Origin of the sequence: Pseudoxanthomonas sp. Root630, from assembly GCF_001427585.1 — a bacterium.
Classification (GTDB): domain Bacteria; phylum Pseudomonadota; class Gammaproteobacteria; order Xanthomonadales; family Xanthomonadaceae; genus Pseudoxanthomonas_A.
Genome location: NZ_LMGY01000001.1, coordinates 369,571 through 383,801 on the forward strand (window position 1 = coordinate 369,571; position 14,231 = coordinate 383,801).

General features: G+C 66.8%; 11 protein-coding genes and 1 pseudogene. 9 read left to right on the forward strand and 3 right to left on the reverse strand.

Features of this window, described 5'->3' with window-relative positions; all coding sequences use genetic code 11:
* Nucleotides 1–531: 531 nt before the first annotated feature.
* Nucleotides 532–2,430, reverse strand: a complete 1,899-nt coding sequence (gene htpG, locus ASD72_RS01790) for a molecular chaperone HtpG (RefSeq protein WP_056878243.1) — start codon at nt 2,428–2,430, stop codon at nt 532–534.
* Nucleotides 2,431–2,576: 146 nt separating this feature from the next.
* Here htpG and rsmD point away from each other — a divergent pair, with 146 nt between their 5' ends.
* From rsmD to ASD72_RS01825, 7 genes are all read left to right on the forward strand, one after another.
* On the forward strand, nt 2,577–3,224 hold the full coding sequence (gene rsmD, locus ASD72_RS01795) for a 16S rRNA (guanine(966)-N(2))-methyltransferase RsmD (RefSeq protein WP_056878480.1): 648 nt from the start codon (nt 2,577–2,579) through the stop codon (nt 3,222–3,224).
* Nucleotides 3,221–3,727: a pantetheine-phosphate adenylyltransferase gene (coaD, locus tag ASD72_RS01800; protein WP_056878244.1), complete on the forward strand. Its 507-nt coding sequence runs from the start codon at nt 3,221–3,223 to the stop codon at nt 3,725–3,727. Before rsmD ends, coaD begins: the two co-directional genes overlap by 4 nt.
* Before the next feature lie 44 nt (nt 3,728–3,771).
* On the forward strand, nt 3,772–4,266 hold the full coding sequence (locus tag ASD72_RS01805; protein ID WP_056878245.1) for a hypothetical protein: 495 nt from the start codon (nt 3,772–3,774) through the stop codon (nt 4,264–4,266).
* 59 nt (nt 4,267–4,325) lie between these two features.
* Nucleotides 4,326–4,574: a YfhL family 4Fe-4S dicluster ferredoxin gene (locus ASD72_RS01810; protein WP_056878246.1), complete on the forward strand. Its 249-nt coding sequence runs from the start codon at nt 4,326–4,328 to the stop codon at nt 4,572–4,574.
* Between the two features lie 51 nt (nt 4,575–4,625).
* Nucleotides 4,626–6,365, forward strand: coding sequence for a gamma-glutamyltransferase (gene ggt / locus ASD72_RS01815; protein WP_235577901.1), 1,740 nt, complete (start codon nt 4,626–4,628; stop codon nt 6,363–6,365).
* A 100-nt stretch (nt 6,366–6,465) separates the two neighbouring features.
* Complete coding sequence (locus ASD72_RS01820; RefSeq protein ID WP_056878248.1) at nt 6,466–7,356, forward strand: MBL fold metallo-hydrolase; 891 nt, start codon at nt 6,466–6,468, stop codon at nt 7,354–7,356.
* 94 nt (nt 7,357–7,450) lie between these two features.
* Entirely contained in the window at nt 7,451–8,287 is an 837-nt protein-coding gene (locus tag ASD72_RS01825; protein WP_056878249.1) for an alpha/beta hydrolase, read from the forward strand.
* Between the two features lie 9 nt (nt 8,288–8,296).
* Here the strand turns inward: ASD72_RS01825 and upp are convergent, their stop codons facing one another.
* On the reverse strand, nt 8,297–8,929 hold the full coding sequence (gene upp, locus ASD72_RS01830; RefSeq protein ID WP_056878250.1) for a uracil phosphoribosyltransferase: 633 nt from the start codon (nt 8,927–8,929) through the stop codon (nt 8,297–8,299).
* Nucleotides 8,930–9,047: 118 nt separating this feature from the next.
* Nucleotides 9,048–11,423 (reverse strand): TonB-dependent receptor, encoded by a 2,376-nt coding sequence (locus tag ASD72_RS01835; RefSeq protein WP_056878251.1) that lies wholly within the window; start codon nt 11,421–11,423, stop codon nt 9,048–9,050.
* A 285-nt stretch (nt 11,424–11,708) separates the two neighbouring features.
* Between ASD72_RS01835 and ASD72_RS01840 the strand changes: the two are divergent.
* Nucleotides 11,709–12,749 (forward strand): annotated as a pseudogene (locus ASD72_RS01840) (phytase); the annotation flags it as partial.
* Nucleotides 12,746–14,134, forward strand: coding sequence for a metallophosphoesterase family protein (locus ASD72_RS01845; protein WP_235577903.1), 1,389 nt, complete (start codon nt 12,746–12,748; stop codon nt 14,132–14,134). The pseudogene ASD72_RS01840 and the gene ASD72_RS01845, both read left to right, overlap by 4 nt.
* The last annotated feature ends 97 nt before the right edge of the window (nt 14,135–14,231 follow it).

The following is a 14,231-nucleotide window of genomic DNA, read 5'->3' on the forward strand; positions in this document are numbered from 1 at the left end:
GGACTGCGGGTCCCCGGGTTTCGCCTTTGGCTCTACCCGGGCTACGGATCCAAGAGGCGATGTTGGTGCCCCTTTTCGTGTTGAACATCGCGGACCAGGCCCTGGGCAGCCTGTTGGACGTGAACGCCTGAACCGCCCCACGTAGCCCGGGTAGAGCGCAGCGAAACCCGGGGCTGTCCGCGCGTTGGTGTCGATGGTGTTGGCGGGACTGCGGGTCCCCGGGTTTCGCCTTCGGCTCTACCCGGGCTACGGATCCAAGAGGCGATGTTGGTGCCCCTTTTCGTGTTGAACATCGCGGACCAAGCCCTGGGCAGCCTGTTGGACGTGAACGCCTGAATCACCCCACGTAGCCCGGGTAGAGCGCAGCGAAACCCGGGGCTGTCCGCGCGATGGTTTCGATGGTGTTGGCGGGACTGCGGGTCCCCGGGTTTCGCCTTAGAGCGCAGCGAAACCCGGGGCTGTCCGCGCGATGGTTTCGATGGTGTTGGCGGGACTGCGGGTCCCCGGGTTTCGCCTTTGGCTCTACCCGGGCTACGCGGACAGCTCCAGCAGTAGTGCGTTGAGGCGTTTCACGTAGCCGGCCGGGTCCTTGAGGCTCTCGCCTGCGGCCAGTGCGGCCTGGTCGAACAGCACGCGGGTCAGGCTGGCGAAGCGGTTGGCATCGGTCTCGGCATCCAGTCGGGCGATCAGCGGATGCTCCGGGTTGAACTCGAACACCGGCTTGCTCTCGGGTACCTGCTGGCCGCTGGCTTCCAGCAGCTGGCGCATCTGTACGCCCAGGTCGCCCTGGCCCATGGCGAGGATCGCGGGGGAATCGGTCAGGCGGTGCGAGACGCGCACGTCAGCCACGTCCAGGCCGAGCACCGTCTTCAGGCGGCCGGTCAGCGCTTCCTTGGCCTTGGCGGTGTCTTCCTGTGCCTTCTTCTCGTCCTCGCTGTCCAGCGCGCCCAGGTCCAGGTCGCCGCGGGCGACGTCGACGAACGACTTGCCGTCGAACTCGGTCAGGTAGCCCATCATCCATTCGTCCATGCGGTCGGTCAGCAGCAGCACTTCGATACCCTTCTTGCGGAAGATCTCCAGGTGCGGGCTGTCCTTGATCTGCACATGCGACTCGCCGGTGAGGTAGTACAGCTTGTCCTGGCCGTCCTGCAGGCGACCCACGTAATCGGCGAGCGATACCGAGGGGTCGGCCGAACCGTCGCGGGTGGAGGCGAAACGCAGCAGGCCGGCAACTTTCTCGCGATAGCCGTAATCCTCGGCCGGGCCTTCCTTCAGCACCTGGCCGAAATTCGTCCAGAACGCCTTGTAGTCCTCGGGCTTGTCCTTCGCCAGTTTCTCCAGCATGTCGAGCGCGCGCTTGGTGAGCGCCGCACGCATCGAATCGACGACCGGGCCGGACTGGAGGATTTCGCGCGAGACATTGAGCGACAGGTCCGACGAATCCACCACGCCGCGCAGGAAGCGCAGGTACAGCGGCAGGAACTGCTCGGCCTGGTCCATGATGAAGACGCGCTGCACGTACAGCTTCAGGCCCTTGGCGCCGTCGCGGTGGTACAGGTCGAACGGCGCGCGGCCCGGCACGTACAGCAGCGAGGTGTACTCCAGCTTTCCTTCGACCTTGTTGTGGCTCCACGCGACCGGATCGGTGAAGTCGTGGGCGATGTGCTTGTAGAACTCGGTGTATTCCTCGTCCTTGATCTCGGACTTGGAACGCGTCCACAGCGCGCTGGCCTTGTTGACGGCTTCCCATTCGATCGTCGCCGGCGCGTCCTCGCCATGCTGCTCTTTCGGCATCTCGATCGGCAGGCCGACGTGGTCGGAGTACTTCTTGACGATGCCGCGCAGCTTCCAGCCGTCGGCGAAGCCTTCCTCGCCGTCCTTCAGGTGCAGCACGATGCGCGTGCCGCGTTCGGGCTTGTCGACGGTCGCGACTTCGAAATCGCCTTCGCCAGCGCTGGCCCAGTGCACGCCTTCGCTGGCCGGCAGGCCGGCGCGGCGGCTGTACACGTCCACGCGGTCGGCCACGATGAAGGCGCTGTAGAAGCCCACGCCGAACTGGCCGATCAGGTTCGCATCCTTCTTTTGGTCGCCGCTCAGGGCGCGCAGGAATTCGCCCGTGCCGGACTTGGCGATCGTGCCCAGGTGGGCGATGGCTTCGTCGCGGCTCATGCCGATGCCGTTGTCGTCGATGGTGACGGTGCGCGCGCCGGCATCGAAGCCGATGCGGATGCGCAGCGTCGGGTCTTCCTCGAGCAGGCCGGGTTCCTTCAGCGCTTCGAAGCGCAGCTTGTCGGCGGCATCGGCGGCGTTGGAGACCAGCTCGCGCAGGAAGATTTCCTTGTTCGAGTACAGCGAGTGGATCATCAGCTGGAGCAGCTGCTTCACTTCGGCCTGGAAACCCAGTGTTTCCTTGTGCGCTTCAACGGTCATCGCGGTCTTGCTCCATGGAATCGGGCGTGGGCAGCCGGTGCGGCCGATGGGACAGGTGTATGGGTTCGGCGGGGGTTTTCAACCGGCCTGGCCCGGTGGAAGGGACTCCGCCGCTATCATGCGAAGCCCCTCGCACGATGCCGCCGATGCCCCGGAAGCCCTCTTCGCCGCGCCAGACACCTTCCGCCCCTGCCGCGCGTGGCGCAGGCCAGGTGCGGATCATCGGCGGGCGCTGGCGCGGCACGAAACTGGCGGTGCCGGACCGGCAGGGTCTGCGACCCAGCAGCGACCGCGTGCGCGAGACGCTGTTCAACTGGCTGATGCCGGTGTTGCCGGGCGCGCGCGTGCTGGACCTGTTCGCAGGCACTGGCGCGCTGGGGTTGGAAGCCCTGTCTCGTGGCGCGGCGCATGCCGTCCTGGTGGAGCGGGATCCTGATCTGGCGAGGGCACTGCGCGAGGCCGTCGGCCGGCTGGGGGCGGAGGCCACGGTGGTGGCGCAGGACGCACTGGTCTGGTTGTCCAGCGAGGCAGCCCGTTTCGATCTGGTCTTCCTCGATCCGCCGTTCGCCGACGGGCTGTGGGAACGCGCGCTGGCGGCGCTCTCGCCACGGCTGGCGACGGATGCCTGGGTCTACGTGGAAGCGCCGGCGGGGACGATCCCGGCGGTGCCGCCGGGCTGGGCCCTGCACCGCGAAGGCCAGACCCGCGACGTCCGCTACGCGCTCTACCGCACCCCCGGGGCGCAGGCCGCTGTTACACTGCGGCCCGACGATTCGCCGGCGACGACTGCATGACTGTGGCACGCACCCGGACGGCCGTTTATCCCGGCACGTTCGACCCGATCACCAATGGCCATATCGACCTGATCGATCGGGCCGCGCCGCTGTTCGAGCGGGTGATCATCGGTGTGGCCGAGAGCCCCGGCAAAGGCCCGGCGCTGCCGCTGGCGCAGCGCGTGGAGTTGGCGCGCGACGCCGTGGCGCGGCACCCGCACGTGGAAGTGCGCGGTTTCGACGGCCTGCTCGCGCATTTTGTGAAGGACGTGGGCGGCGGCGTGCTGCTGCGCGGCCTGCGCGCCGTGTCCGACTTCGAGTACGAGTTCCAGCTGGCCAGCATGAACCGGCACCTGATTCCCGAGGTGGAGACGCTGTTCCTGACGCCGGCCGAGCAGTACGGCTTCATTTCCTCGTCGCTGGTCCGCGAGATCGCGCGCCTGGGCGGGGACGTGTCCGGTTTCGTGCCGCCGGCGGTGGTCGCCGCGCTCAAGGCACAATGGCAGACCGAGAAGGGCGCCTGAGCGCCCGCATTCCGACAACAGATCCAACAGGAGGGGGAAGACCCATGAAGAACATCGCAACCCGCATGCTGCTCACCGCCTGCCTCGTGCTGCCGTTCACGGCGTGCAAGAAGCAGGAAGAAGCCCCGGCCGAACCGGCGGAAGTCGCCCTGGTCGCGCCGACCACCGGCGAAGACGGCCCGTGGAAGGAGTACCTGAGCAAGGTCGTCGACGCCAACATGGGCACGATCACCAACACCCCGTACGTGTACTACCTGCCGGCTGAAACCGATCCGGAGTTCGAAGCCAAGTACGGCCGCCAGCTGGAACAGGCCAAGGGCGCCGTGGCGCGCGGCGTGACCAGCGGCAACCTGATCGCGTTCGGTTCGCCGTCCAGCGTCAAGATCGCCGACCTGGCCGTGGCCGCGTTCGACGGCGTGCAGGCCGATACCTTCAAGGGCGTGCGCATCCTGTTCATCGGCAAGACCGAGGACAGCGAGCGCGTGAAGGCTGCGGTAACCCCGAGCGGCGCCGAATACCTGTTCGTCGAAGCCAAGTGACCTCCCGGCGCGTGGCCGCCGCACGGCGGCCCCCGCGAAGGCGGGAATGACGAAAGAAAATGTCACTCAAGATCAACGAGCTCTGCGTCAACTGTGATGTCTGCGAGCCGGCCTGTCCCAACCAGGCCATCTCGATGGGCGACACGATCTACGTGATCGACCCGGCGCGTTGCACCGAATGCGTCGGCCATCATGACGAACCGCAATGTGTCGTCGTGTGCCCCGTCGAGTGCATCGATCCCGATCCGGCGTATCCTGAGACCCACGAAGCGTTGCTGGCGAAGATGCTGCGGCTGCAGGCCGGCTGAGCATCGCCCACGCGCCATCGCTTCGTGCCGGTTTTCGCACCAGGAGCGATCGTGATCCAACGCCGTCTTTTTGCCTTGCTGTTCGTCGTCGCCTTTGCGCCCGCCGCATGGGCGGCCGACGCCACCCGCACGTCTTCCCCGCATCCCCCCGGCACCGCCATCGCGAGCGCGCATGCGCTCGCCACGCAGGCGGGCCTGGATGTCATTGCGCAGGGGGGCAATGCGTTCGATGCCGCCATCGCGGTGTCGTCGACGCTCTCCGTGGTGGAGCCGATCAGTTCCGGCCTCGGTGGCGGCGGATTCTTCCTGCTGCACGATGGCAAGACGGGCAAGGACGTCTTCATCGATGCGCGCGAAACCGCGCCCGCCGCATCGACGCCCGACAAATACCTGTTGCCGAATGGCGACTTCAACCGGGATCGCGCCGAGAACGGCCCGTGGGCCGCTGGCATCCCGGGCCTGCCGGCCGCCTTCGTGCATCTGGCGGAGAAGTACGGGCGGCTGCCGCTGAAAGCCTCGCTGGCACCGGCGATCCGTACCGCACGCGAGGGCTTTCCCGTCTATGCGCGCATGGCGCGCGGTTACCAGGCGCGTCGCGACGTCATGGAGCGCTACAAGGGCACGCGCGCCGTCTACCTGGTGGGCGGGAAGCCGATCGAGGAGGGCGATGTCTTCAGGCAGCCCGATCTGGCGCGCACGCTGGAGCGCCTGGCCGCACGGGGCTTCGATGGTTTCTATCGTGGCGAAACCGCGAAGCTGCTGCTGGCCGGGGTGAAGGCCGAAGGTGGGCAGTGGACCGCGAAGGAACTGGCCGGCTACACCGTGCGCGAGCGCGAGCCGCTGACCTTCAAGTACAACGACTGGCAGGTGACCACCGCGCCACCGCCGTCGTCCGGTGGCGTGGCGCTGACGCAGATGCTGCAGATCCTCGACGCCTACGACCTGTCGAAGCTGGACGAAGCGCAGCGCACGCACCTGGTCGTGGAATCGATGCGCCGCGCCTTCCGCGACCGTACCTTCTACCTGGGCGATCCGGACTTCGTCGAGATCCCGATGAAGACGCTGACCAGCCCGTACTACGCGGCCGGGCTGCGCGCGACGATCAACCCGCAGAAGGCGACGCCCAGCGATCTGCTCTCCGGCTTGCAGACGCCGCTCGAGGACGAAGAAACCACCCACTTCTCCATCATCGATGCCGAAGGCAACCGCGTTGCCGGCACCCAGACCGTCAACCTGTTGTACGGCTCGGGCCTGGTGCCGCCCGGTACCGGCGTGCTGCTGAACAACGAGATGGACGATTTCGCGCTGAAGCCGGGCACGCCGAATGCGTTCGGCGTGATGGGCTACGACGCGAATGCGCCGAAACCGCGCAAGCGCATGCTCAGCTCGATGACGCCGACCTTCCTGGAATCGCCGGACAAGGTCGCCGTGCTGGGCACGCCGGGCGGCAGCCGCATCATCACCATGGTGCTGTTGGGTGTCCTCGGCTATGACGCCGGGCTGGAGCCGCAAGCGGTCGCTGCGCTGCCGCGCTTCCACCACCAGTGGATGCCGGACCTGATCGAGATGGAGACCGGTGCGCTGAGCCCGGCCACGCAACAGACGCTCGAAGCCATGGGCCACCGGTTCAAGGTCGCAGGCAACACTGCGCAGGGTGGCCGCGGTTCCAGCCATGTCTGGGGCAACCTGCAGACGGTGGAGTGGGACAAGGCCACCAACACGCTGATGGGTGGCAGCGATCCGCGCAATCCGGTCGGGGCGGCCAAGGTGGTCGAGTCGGCCAGGCCCTGAAATCCACGTTGTGGGAGCGACGTCAGTCGCGAAAGGTCGCCCGGGAGCATCGTCGCGACTGACGTCGCTCCCACAGCGAAACGGGGCGTAGAATCGCCCCATGAAACTCTGGTCGCTGCTGGGCAATTCCCAGAAACTCGATGGCGGTGCGATGTTCGGCAACGCGCCGCGCGCCATGTGGGAAAAGTGGTCGCCGCCCGACGCCGAGAACCGCATCGAGCTGGCCTGCCGCGCGCTGCTGGTGCAGCCGCTCGACGGCAAGACGGTGTTGTTCGAAACCGGCATCGGCGCGTTCTTCGAGCCGAAGATGCGCGCGCGATTCGGCGTGCAGGAAGAACGGCATGTGCTGCTGGATTCTTTGCGCGACGCGGGCTTCTCCCACGAGGACATCGACGTGGTGGTGCTCAGTCATCTCCACTTCGACCACGCCGGCGGTCTGCTCGCGCCGTGGCAGGAAGGACGTGCGCCGGAACTGCTGTTCCCCAACGCGACCTTCATCGTCGGCGCCGACCACTGGCAGCGGGCGCTGAAGCCGCACCCGCGCGATCGCGCCAGCTTCATCCCGGAGTTGCAGCCGCTGCTGGAAGCCAGTGGGCGACTGGAACTCGTTTCGGGCGAGTACTCGGATGCGCTGGGCAGCGCGGTCCGTTTCAGCTTCAGCGATGGCCACACGCCGGGACTGATGCTGGCGGAGGTGATCGGTGCGGCAGGTACCGACGGCCAGCCGCATGGCGGCGTGGTGTTCTGCGCCGACCTGATTCCGGGCCGATCCTGGGTGCATGTGCCCATCACCATGGGCTACGACCGCAATGCCGAACTGCTGATCGACGAGAAGCGCGCCTTCCTGGAAGACAAGCTGGCGCGCAACGTCCATCTGTTCTTCACCCACGACCCGGGCTGCGCGCTGGCGCAGGTGACCCGGGACGAGAAGGGCAGGTTCGGCGTCGCGCACGAGGTCGCCGAACTGCACGCGCGCCCGCTGGCTGCATGAAGTGACTTTCGGCACCCGCTGCGGGTGACCACCGGCTCCTGTCGCGGCACGGCTCCGTCGGCACACTGGCCCCGTCTTCCATACGGGGTCCGGCATGAACAAGCGCTTCTCCTTCCGCAGCATCGTTGCCCTGGCGTTCACGTCGTTGGCGATGGCGCAGGCCGCCTTCGCCGCCCCCACTGTCACGGTGCCCCTGCAGGTGTCGCCCGAACGCGCCACCACGCTGGCCGTGTGGGAGCCGGCGCAGGTGCGAGGCGTGGTGCTGTTTTCCACGGGCCATGGTTCCTGGCCGGAGCGTTACGACGCCTTGCTGCAGGCGTGGCGCGAGGCGGGGTTCGCGGTGGTCGCGCCGCTGCATGTCGACTCGATGAAGTATCCGGAGCGCGAGAAGTTCTCGCCGCAGCAGGGCTTCATGGAGCGTCTGTCCGACATGAAGGCGGCCAGCGCCTACGCGGCGGCGCATTGGCCAGCCGTACCGGTCGCGGCCGCCGGTCACAGCTACGGCACGCTGATTTCACTGGCACTGGGCGGCGCGATGGCCGACATGGCGCCGCTGCGCGATCCATCGGTGACGGCCGTGGTGGGGTATTCCTCACCGGGCAGGATTCCTGGCCTGGTCACGCCCACCACCTATGCGTCCGTCGCGGTGCCGGTGCTTATCGTCACCGGCGACAGGGATTTCGTGCCTGGCTTCGTCAGCGACGCGAAGGACCATCTGTACCCGGTGGAAACCGCGCCGGCCGGCGACAAGTTCGCCCTGGTGCTGGCCGGTGGCGAGCACAACCTGGTCGGCGATGAATCCGAAGCGGCCTACCTCCGCGCCCGCGATGTCGGCACGGCGTTCCTGCGCGCCGAAGTGCTGGACGATGCGGCCGCGGCGAGTGTGCTGGACGCGCCGGATTCGCAGACCGAGCGCTGGCTGCGCCGTTGAGCGCGGCGGTCAGCCGATCCGCGTGCCGAAGATGCGGTCGCCTGCATCGCCCAGGCCCGGCAGGATGTAGCCCTTGTCGTTGAGGCGCTCGTCGATGGCGGCGGTGTAGACCTCGACATCGGGGTGCGCCGCTTCCAGCGCTTTCAGGCCTTCCGGGGCGGCGACCAGGAAGATGCCCTTGATCCGTTTCGCCCCGGCCCGCTTGAGCATGTCGATCGTGGCGATCAGCGTGCCGCCGGTGGCCAGCATCGGGTCGAGGATCAGCGCATCACGCTCCTCCAGCCGTCCAGTCAGCTTCTCGAAGTACGGCACCGGCTGCAGCGTTTCCTCGTCGCGCTGCAGGCCGACCACGCTGACGCGCGCAGTGGGGATCAGCGCCAGTACGCCCGGCAACATGCCCAGGCCGGCGCGCAGGATCGGCACCAGGGTGATCTTGGCGCCGGCGATCTTCTTCACCGCCACCGGACCGGCCCAGCCCGCCATCGTCTCGGTCGTCAGTTCCAGGTCGGCGGTGGCCTCGTAGGCCAGCAGCGTGCCCAGCTCGGTCACCAGTTCGCGGAAATCCTTGGTGTTGAGGCCGGCATTCCGCAACAGGCCGATCTTGTGCTGTACGAGGGGGTGGCGGACTTCGACGGTCTTCATGGCGGGGGCAGGGCAGCAGGCGATGCGGGAAGTCTGCATCAAACCCTGTTGTCCCACAAAGCAGGAAGCCGGCTTGCGCCGGCTTCCTGCCTGGATCGGCGCGTGGCGACGCCGTCGATCAGAACGCCCAGCGCATGACCAACTGGTAGCTCGGGCCTGCCTCTTCGGTCTCAAGCTCGTACTCGTCGTAGTCGCGGTCGATCTGGTCCTGCAGCGTGTTGAACTTGTCGAAGAACTCGTCCTTGCTCGCATCCAGCAGGTTGTTGGCGCTCAGGCGCACCGACACGCTCTTGCCGAAGCGCTTCTCCACGAACACGTCCAGCTCGCCGCCGTAGCGGATGAGCACTTCTTCGCCCAGCACGCGCGTGTAGGCATCGCCCTGCTTGCGGTAGGTCGCGCCGAAGCTGGCGCCCAGGGTCGGCAGATCCTGGATGAAGCCGATGTTGTAGACGGACTTGGCCTGGTCGTTGAAGCGACGCTCGCCGAGGAAGTCGTCCACCTTCGACTTCACCCACGAGTAGTTGGCGAAGACGCCGGTGTTCTCCAGGCCGAAGGCGGACAGCGGCGTGGACACGTCGAACTCGAAACCGTAGACCTTGCCGTCGCCGACATTGGAAGAGGTGTACAACCAGCTCGACGCCGGCTCCTGCGCCATCGCATCCGCCAGATCGACGGCGTCGCCGTCGTCGATCATGTCGGCCCAGGTGTCCTGCATCTCTTCGCTGGGCTCGCCGGTGTTGACGATCTCGATGAGGTCCTTGACGTCGCGATAGAAGAAATTCAGGCCGACCACACCCTTGCGGCCGAGGCGGTGTTCGAAACCGAGGTCGAGGCCGTTGGCGGTCTCCGGATCGAGTTCCGGGTTGCCGATGTAGTCGTTGTCGCCGAACTCGCCATCCAGCAGCGCCGGCAGCAGCTCGTTGAAGTTCGGGCGCTTGATGGTCTTGGCCAGCGACAGGCTGATGCGGTCCGCATCGCCCAGGTTCCAGCGCAGGTTCACCGACGGCAGCAGTTCGTTGTAGTCCTTGCTGACGCGGCCTTCGCTTTCTTCGTCTTCGAGATACTCCACCTTGGACTTGGTGGTCTCGTAGCGCAGGCCCGCTTCCCACGAGAACGCTTCGCCCTTGCCGCTGAGCATGATGTACGGGTCGAGGCGCTTTTCCTCGATCACCGACGCGACGCTGCCGTCCAGGTCGTAGTCCGCCAGGGAGGCCGGCGTCTGGCCATCGTCGTCCGCTTCCCACTCATAGCTGACCACCAGGCCTTCACGCTTCTTGGTGCGGTAGTCCACGCCGAATTCCAGTTCGGCACCGCCCACCGGGCGTGCATGGGTCAGCCTGAAGCCGGTCTCGGCGTCCTTGGCGGTCACGGACTCGGCTTCGTAGACGGTTTCGTCCCACTCGGCGTCGGCGGGGATGCTCCAGGTGTCGTCCCAGTTCTCCGCGCCGCTCACGTAGACGTGTTCGCCCTCGGTGGTGGCCTGCGAGTTCTCGAAGCGCGCATGGTCCACGCTCACGGCGGTGGTGCCGCCGGCCATGTCGAACTTGTACTCGGCGCCGACGCCGTAGTTCTTCTGGTCGTACGGGTCCAGGCCGGGCACGCGGATGTTGACCGTCTCGTCGTCGTCCAGTTCCTCTTCGAAGGACACTTCGGTGACGTCGCGGTCGGTCTTGACGTAGAAGCCGTCGATGCTGAAGCGGCCGGTTTCGCCGACATCCGCGGTATAGGACAGGTTGGCCGAGTAATCGCGACCGTCCTTGACCTCGGTCTGGTCTTCCCAGCTGACCTTCTCTTCCCGGGTGTTGTCGGTGAAGCGATCGGAACGCTTGGACTTCGCGCGGTAACGGTCCTGCACGTTGATGCCGGCCAACAGGCGGCCACCGAGCGCTTCGAACGAGGTCACGGCACCGAAGGTCGGGTTGATCTCGCCGTCGTCCCAGCGGTTCACGCCGACCCGGATGTAGCTGCCGGTGAACTCATAGGCGTCGCGCAGCACGATGTTGATCGCGCCGGCCATCGCGTCGCCGCTGCGGTTCGCGCTGGCGCTGCGCTTGATCTCGATGTGGTCCACCATCTCCGCGGGGATCCGGTCGACATAGAACGAGCGGTCGTCACCGGCGCCCGGCACCTTCTTGCCGTTGATCAGCACTTGCGTGTAACCGCCGCCGAGGCCGCGCAGCTGCACGCCGTCGTATTCCATGATGTCCGAGCCGACGAAGCCGACGCCCGGCACGCGCTTGAGCATGTCGCCCACGGTGTTCGGCTCGAAGCGCTGGAAGTACTCCAGGTCGTAGACCAGGGTGGGCGCGATGTCGTCGGTGCGGTCGCGGTAGGTGATCTCGGCCTGCACCACGACGGTGTCCAACTGCTTCGGATCACCCGCGGTGCCGGCGTCCGGTGCCTGGTTCTGTGCGGTGGCGGCGAGGCTGGCCGGAAGCAGGGCAGCGCAGAACAGCGCCTGCGCGAGCGAGGCGGCCAAGGCATTGCGTTTCATGTGTGTCGTCCCCGTGACGAAAGTAAACGCCACTTTGTAAGCACGTCACATGGCGGAAACATGACACGGAGGTTCCCGTGCGGTGACAGGTATCCACGTGCAGTGCGCTGACATGAAAGTGTCATGGCGCCTGCGTAGAACATGGCCGTTTGTTGACGCCTTCATGTCATGGGGAATCCAGTGAAACCACGTCTCGCCTTGCTCGCCCTTCCTTTCCTGCTTGTCGCTTGCGGTGGAAAACCCTCCGCGCCGACGGTCGAAGCACTCGTCGGGCAGGCGCGCGAGAAGGAGCCGGACGAAAACGTCGAGAAGGATCCCCTGCTCAGCGAAGCGAAGATCGCGCATGTCGTGGTGCCTGAAGCCTTCATCACCGCGGCCACGCCGGCCGAAAACGTCGATTCGCCGGCCAGCTGGCGTGCCGCCGATGGCAGCCGCTGGCTGATCGCCACCGCGAAGGACACGCACCGCCTGGTCGTCTACGACGGCAGCACGGGCAAGCAGCTGCGCACGGTTTCGGGCCCGGGCAATGCGTTGGGGCAGATGCAACGGCCGAACGGCATCGCGGTGATCGACGATCTGGTGCTGGTGGTCGAGCGCGACAACCGGCGCGTGCAGGTCTTCCAGCTGCCCGACTTCACGCCGCTGCTGGCATTCGGTACCGAAGCGCTGAAGCAGCCTTATGGCCTGTGGGTGCGTCCGCAGAAAGACGCATACGAGGTGATCGTCAGCGACAACTACATGTCGCCGCAGAACGAGGACGCGCCACCGCCGCTCGCCGAGCTGGGCCAGCGCTTCAAGCGTTACCACCTGCAGCGCGCCGAAGGCGGCTGGAAAGCCACGCTCGCCGGCACCTTCGGCGATACCGGGGAGGCGGGTGCGATCCGGATCGCGGAATCCGTGTTCGGCGATGCGGCGAACGACCGCCTGCTGCTGGCCGAAGAGGACGTCGCCGTCGGTACGCGCCTGCGCGAGTACGGCCTGGACGGCAAGTACCGCGGCCGCGACATCGGCGCGGACCTGTTCAAGGCGCAGGCCGAGGGCATGGCGCTGGCCCAATGCGCCGGCGGCACCGGTTACTGGATCGCCACCGACCAGTTCAAGGATCGCAGCGTGTTCCACGTATTCGATCGCGCCACGCTGGCGTACAAGGGGGCGTTCGCCGGCAACAAGACCGCGAACACCGACGGCGTCTGGCTGGACCAGACCGCCGATGCACGCTTCCCGCAGGGCGCGTTCTATGCCGTCGACGACGACCAGGCGGTCGCGGCGTTCGACTGGCGCGATATCGCCAAGGCGCTGTCGCTGCCCGAGTGCCGTACCGAATGAAGCACGCAGGGGATGCGGGGATGAAGTGGGTGCTGGCCGTGCTGTTGCTGGGGATCTGCGCGACGACGCTCGCGCAGGATGCGACGGCGCGCCAGCCCGAACCCAATACGCGCGTACCGCAGGGCGTGGTGCGCTATGCGCCGAGCGGCTTTCCGGATCGCATCGTGGCCTCGCCCGCGCAGGATGCGGCCACCGGCTTCTCGGTGGCCTGGCGCACGGATGCGCGCGTCAGCGCACCGTCGCTGGAGATCGTCGTCGCTGGCGATTCGCCCGACATGGGGGAGCCGCGAAGCATCAAGGCGACCAGTACGCCGTTGAAGACCGAGAACGGCGAAGCCCATCACCATCGGGCGGATATCACCGGCCTTCAGCCGGACACGTTGTACGCCTGGCGCGTGCAGGGCGATCGCACCTGGAGCGCCTGGCACCACACGCGCACGGCGGCCGTGGTCACGGCGCCGCTGACGCTGCTGTACTTCGGCGATACCCAGAACAAGAACGTCAGCCTGACGACCCGAGTGGTCCGCGAGGCGATGCGTGCGGCGCCGGAGGCGCGCCTGGCGCTGTTCGCTGGCGACCTGGTCAGCGGCGGTGACGGCGAGGACGACAACGAGTGGGGCGAGTGGTTCGAAGCGAACGAAGTGCTGCCGACCTCGCTGGTGGTCGCGCCGGCACCGGGCAACCACGAATACTTCGAAGAGTTCGAAGACACGCCGCAGGAACGTCGCGTGCTGGGCGCGCACTGGCCGGTGACGTTCGCGCTGCCGGGCAACGGCGTAGCGCAGGCGAAGCGGACCACGTACTGGTTCGACTACCAGGACGTGCGCGTGGTGGTGATCGATGGCACCTCGGCGCTCGACCTCGGCACGGCGAAGGCGCAGGCCGCCTGGTTGGATGACGTCCTTGCTGGCAACCCGCACCGCTGGAGCATCGTGCTGACCCATCAGCCGTTCTTCTCTCCGCGCGAAGGTCGCGACAACGTCCTGCTGCGCCAGCATCTTCTGCCGGTGATCCGCAAGCGCAAGGTCGACCTGGTGTTGCAGGGGCACGACCACGTCTACGGTCGTTTGAAGAACGAAGCGCCGACGCCGGTGTTCGTCGTGTCGGTCACCGGCGCCAAGCAGTACCGCCTTTCCGACGAAGCGCGCAAGACCATGCGGCCGGTCGCCGAGGACACCCAACTGTTCCAGGTGCTGCGCTTCGATGGCCCGCGCCTGCGTTACGAAGCGCGCACGGCGACCGGTCGTCTCTATGACGCCTTCGAGCTCGTCGACAGCGGTACGGCTGGCAAGCACCTCGTCGAACATGCGGAAGGTCGCATCGAGGAACGTACCTGCCGCCGCGCCGAGACCCTGAAGGGTCGCGCCGACCGGTGCTGGGAATAGTCCGGTTCCTGTAGGAGGGGCTTCTGCCCCGACTGCTCAGTGTCCATCAATGCATCCTGTCGGGGCTGAAGCCCCTCCTCCAAGAGGCCTGCCATGC

What these genes read in the sequence shown, in the direction of transcription:
- htpG (WP_056878243.1), bottom strand. Translation starts at nt 2,430, where the DNA reads ATGACCGTTGAAGCGCACAAGGAAACACTGGGTTTCCAGGCCGAAGTG.
- rsmD (WP_056878480.1), top strand. Translation starts at nt 2,577, where the DNA reads ATGCCCCGGAAGCCCTCTTCGCCGCGCCAGACACCTTCCGCCCCTGCC.
- coaD (WP_056878244.1), top strand. Translation starts at nt 3,221, where the DNA reads ATGACTGTGGCACGCACCCGGACGGCCGTTTATCCCGGCACGTTCGAC.
- ASD72_RS01805 (WP_056878245.1), top strand. Translation starts at nt 3,772, where the DNA reads ATGAAGAACATCGCAACCCGCATGCTGCTCACCGCCTGCCTCGTGCTG.
- ASD72_RS01810 (WP_056878246.1), top strand. Translation starts at nt 4,326, where the DNA reads ATGTCACTCAAGATCAACGAGCTCTGCGTCAACTGTGATGTCTGCGAG.
- ASD72_RS01820 (WP_056878248.1), top strand. Translation starts at nt 6,466, where the DNA reads ATGAAACTCTGGTCGCTGCTGGGCAATTCCCAGAAACTCGATGGCGGT.
- ASD72_RS01825 (WP_056878249.1), top strand. Translation starts at nt 7,451, where the DNA reads ATGAACAAGCGCTTCTCCTTCCGCAGCATCGTTGCCCTGGCGTTCACG.
- upp (WP_056878250.1), bottom strand. Translation starts at nt 8,929, where the DNA reads ATGAAGACCGTCGAAGTCCGCCACCCCCTCGTACAGCACAAGATCGGC.
- ASD72_RS01835 (WP_056878251.1), bottom strand. Translation starts at nt 11,423, where the DNA reads ATGAAACGCAATGCCTTGGCCGCCTCGCTCGCGCAGGCGCTGTTCTGC.
- ASD72_RS01845 (WP_235577903.1), top strand. Translation starts at nt 12,746, where the DNA reads ATGAAGCACGCAGGGGATGCGGGGATGAAGTGGGTGCTGGCCGTGCTG.